The following is a 4,458-nucleotide window of genomic DNA, read 5'->3' as shown; positions in this document are numbered from 1 at the left end:
TTATCTTATCTCTCAACACTTCCATAGTAGTGACCGATAGTCCAGCAAGCAATAATAATACTCGTATATCTAAAATTATTGATGACACTATAAAACTCGGTAATTTTAGCGATGAGCAAAAGATTATTATTAATAAAATAAAAGATTCTATTTATTTATTACCTCAAGCTAGCGAACAAGCAAAAGACTATAAAGATCTATTAAATATTACAGATGATAATTATATCATTCCAGATGAATATAATAAAATAACAATCGACGGTGAAAATTTAACATATATTTTAAATTCTATAAATGTAATTGATAAAGAAATACTAATTAGTATCAATGAGCTTAAAACATATATAGAAAAAAAATGGGAACAAAATATAGAAAGTAATTTAAGTTTTGAAGACATTTCGGCTAAAACAGACAAATTGAAACAATTAATAGATATAGTAAATTATTATAAACAGTTAGAAGACAATGCCAAAACTATAGGAAATTTCTTAGAAATCGTTAAAAAATTAAATCAGCTTTTAGAAACACCGAAATCAGAAAATAAATTAGAGAACCTTCTAAATTACCTTAAATATTTATCTGACATCAAATTTTCTGAAAAAGAAAATTTGGTTACAATTAATTCTGCAAAATGGTTTAACGATTTATTTAGTAACCTTGGGGCATATAATATAAAAGAAAAGTTATTAGAATCATTTAAGCATACAATATGCAAAGATAAAGATTCATTCTATAACAAATTAAATGAGACTATTGAAAAATTTTATGAAGATATCAAAAATAATGATGTTTTAGATTTAAAAGCAATCAATAATATATATAACTTAAAAAACTTTTTACAGCATATTAACAATTCTAGCCCTGATATTGAAAATCTAGATAATATTAAATTATTTTTAACAAAGAGCTTTAAGAATTTTAATAATGTATTAGGTATAACTATAAATAATAGCATTAGTAATTTAGAAAAACTAATAGGCTCAGTCAGCAAGCAAGAAACTAAATCTCTTTTGAAATATATTACCGCCTCTAAATCTATTACAGAAATATCTAAAAATCTCGATGAAGTAATATATGATAAGCTTTTACATAAGCCTGTGTTACCGGATCAAGAGCTACCTATTTACAATTTATTAGAAAAATTACTAAAAGAAACTCATAAATCTATTAATGATTGTTATAAAAACGAAAACTTATATAAACATCAATTAGCAGAAATTTATTGTGGGCAAGCACACATCTGTACAGCTAATGGCTTAACAAAACTATCTAAAGAATCAATAGGATTATATGAAAACGCTGCTAACCTTGGTTCTGAAGAGGCAAATATAAAACTTGGGAAGATTGAATTTAAGAGCGGAAATTATGTAAAAGCTTTAGAATATTTTAAAACTACTACTCATATATCTTATGCAAAAGAAGCTTTTAATAAATTATTACATCTCAAAGAATCAGAACTAAAAAAGAAAATACAGCAAAAGAACCCGCAAGATATAGCTAAATTAACATCAGAGATAATTGAATTATATTCAAGCCAAGGTGATTTTTATAACCAATATAATCTAGATATATCAGAAAAAAGTCTGCAAGATTCACTAAAAGTATTTTTTCTTAATACGATAGCTCTCATAGAAGAACAAGGAAGACCTAAACCTTACGGAATATTATATGATTTGTCTAAAGAGTTAACATCAATGATTTCTTCACCTTGTATTCAGCTTAAATTTATACAACAAGCTGAAAAATACAAAAATTTAGCAGAAAAATTTAAAGAAGAAAAACTAGAAACTAATTATACGAATATTACGACAAGTCGGTCACATGATTCATACTTTAAAGAATCTTTACTTAAATCCGATGATTTAAACCTTAATACTTCATTTAAACCATATTATGATAATCATGAAGATTCTAGCAATATGTTAGGTGCTTGTTATAATTCCTCAGAGTATCCTCAATGAGAAAAATTTAATATCTCTTAATACAATTTTTATAGACAAGTAGAAATGTAGTGCTAGTATAAAAATAGCTATATTTAACGATGAATTAGATTATGACAAATAATCAATTTTCCGAAGATACCAAAAAAATCGCCGATCAAATAAAAGATGCATTAATGGGTATTAGTGACGATCTTGTACTTGAGAGCAAAGAGGTGGAGGAAATTTTTGAAGAATTAAGCCAAAATGAAGAGTTTGAGTATGAGATAGAGCGGATACTTGCTATCTTAAACGAACAAACTATGGATTTAACTCAACTGCAAAGCCGAATTATCTTATTAATCCGTAAGTATTTAGGTAAAACTAAAAACTTAAAGCTTAAAATGCTTAAAATGGATGAGAAGCTCATTAACAAGAACGTTGCCGAAGTCAGTAATTATTTAATGCATCAACGTTCTAAAATCGTTAGAGATGCTAATAAAAACCTTGCAAACCCAAAAGATAAATTACAAGGTATAACTAAACAAGCTAGAATAGACTTAAAGCGTTTAATAAAGAGCTTTGCCGTTTATCAAGTTTATATGTTTATGAATCCAAAAAGAATAGCAGGAGAAACAAAGCTAATGAACTTCGCCTATAATATGATCAGAGGTGGAATGAAACTCGCTAAAAAATACGAAGGCGGCAAGGAAAAAGACATTAAATCATATTCACCTAGACTTATTAAAAAACTTGAAAAAGCTCATGCCGGCTTTAAAAAAAGTGGCGATATATCAATTTAACTATTGTATCTTTTTATAAAGAGCTTATACTAAACTAACATTAATATTATGATAGGTATCAAGCTTTCAACTTAAATTATTCATGTAAACTTAATATTTCGGAACTAATAACTTGGGTACATCTTGGCTGCAGTACTCAAGAAAAACACCACGCTCAACCTGTAAAAATTAACATACAACTCCTTCTATCAACTCCTCCGCCTGCTACTGTAACGGATAATATAAACGATACTGTTTGTTATGCAGAAATCGTACGACTAGTACAAAAACTTTCTCAAGAAAATCACTTTAATCTTATCGAGTATTTAGCCGCACAAATATATGATATTATTTATCAAAATTTTATCGAATCTAAATTAGAAAAGATTTTTCTAAACGTAACCGTTACTAAATTAAAATCACCGGTTTCAGGATTGCATGGCGGAGTTTCTTTTTCTTATTCCGGAAAGGATATATACTACAAGTCAATAAAGAGTTGGGTAGACGAAGCTCAATTTGAAAAAGAGCAAGGAGATTGTAAGCCGAGGAACGGAGCGTATAATGATACGTGAGTACCGAAGGACTTACAAAGCAACGAAGTCAATTTTTCAAATTCAGCGAATATACTATGATTTATATTTCTATAGGCAGTATTTAGGTAATAGACTTTTAAATATTAAAAAAGCTCTAAATTTACTAAAAAGCTGTGATTTTATATTGCTTAAGCAATCTATTATTTTTGAAACACAAGTTATTCTACCACCTAATGCCGATAAAGCTTGGAATAAGTTATATTTAAATATGGTGGTGCAGGGTAAAAGTACTTTAACGCCTAGTAAACTTCTAATTGAGCTTAAAAAGATTGAAAAACAACTAGGTCGAGCAAGTTCTTACGATAAATGGTCTCCAAGAGTTATTGACTTAGATATCATACTTTGGAGTAATTGCCATATAGATTTGCCTGATTTAAAAATACCGCATCCTGAATTATTAAACAGACCGTTTCTTATTCATCTAACTGCAGGTTTAAGTTTGGAATGTCGTTATTCATGTCCGACTAATAATTTTTACAACAATAAAACCTTTGCAGAAATAGCACATTTAATTGAAAATCAAGGAGTTATACGCTCTTTTGTTTTAAATCCTCAATTTGTCGGTATTTTAAATATTACTCCTGATTCTTTTTCTGATGGAGGATTAAATTTTCATAAAGAAGATGCCGTTAGAAATTTTGTACGCTTGATAAATGAAGGGGCTACAATAATTGAGCTTGGATCACAATCAACACGTCCTTCTGCTTTAATTATTAATGAAGATGAAGAATATGCAAGGCTTGAGAATGTTCTTGAAGAACTTAGGGAAGTTATAAAGGAAAAAGAAGTTATAGTCAGTATTGATAGTTTTACTCCTGAAGTAATTAAAAATGTTTTAAAAAAATACCCTATTTCCTGTATAAACTTGGTTAAAAATAATCTAGATAATTATACATTACGATTAATTGCTGATTATAATTGTAAAATTATTACTAACCAGATTATAGTGTGTTTAGTAAAATACGTAAGAAGATAGGTACTAATTTACTATTAAAAATGTTTACAAACTTTAGAGATCAACTAAGAAAGCAAGGTTATAAGAGTGAGGTATTTACTTTTGTGGATGCCTCTCATTTAATCTCAAAATCTAGTCTTTGGGAAGAACGTGATGAGTTGAGGAAGCAAAAATATGACAAGCTCAATAATGGAAGTGTTGAGAGATAA

4 protein-coding genes and 1 pseudogene are annotated in these 4,458 nt (G+C 28.2%); all 5 read left to right on the top strand.

The features are described 5' to 3' along the window. Positions 1–416: 416 nt before the first annotated feature. Positions 417–656: pseudogene (locus SB78_RS11795) on the top strand (hypothetical protein); the annotation flags it as partial. Between the two features lie 1,397 nt (positions 657–2,053). Then, the gene (locus SB78_RS05510; protein WP_041079197.1) at positions 2,054–2,722 is read left to right on the top strand and encodes a DUF5394 family protein; all 669 of its coding nucleotides are present in this window, start codon (positions 2,054–2,056) and stop codon (positions 2,720–2,722) included. Positions 2,723–2,817: 95 nt separating this feature from the next. Next, the gene (locus tag SB78_RS08360; protein ID WP_096334747.1) at positions 2,818–3,273 is read left to right on the top strand and encodes a dihydroneopterin aldolase; all 456 of its coding nucleotides are present in this window, start codon (positions 2,818–2,820) and stop codon (positions 3,271–3,273) included. Beyond that, entirely contained in the window at positions 3,218–4,270 is a 1,053-nt protein-coding gene (folK, locus tag SB78_RS05505) for a 2-amino-4-hydroxy-6-hydroxymethyldihydropteridine diphosphokinase (protein WP_241773781.1), read from the top strand. Before SB78_RS08360 ends, folK begins: the two co-directional genes overlap by 56 nt. Beyond that, positions 4,243–4,458, top strand: coding sequence for a hypothetical protein (locus SB78_RS05500; protein WP_041079195.1), 216 nt, complete (start codon positions 4,243–4,245; stop codon positions 4,456–4,458). The genes folK and SB78_RS05500 overlap by 28 nt, the downstream gene beginning before the upstream one ends.

Source organism: Rickettsia asembonensis (genome assembly GCF_000828125.2).
In the GTDB taxonomy this organism is placed as follows: domain Bacteria; phylum Pseudomonadota; class Alphaproteobacteria; order Rickettsiales; family Rickettsiaceae; genus Rickettsia; species Rickettsia asembonensis.
This window is presented reverse-complemented; position numbering and strand designations above follow the sequence as displayed.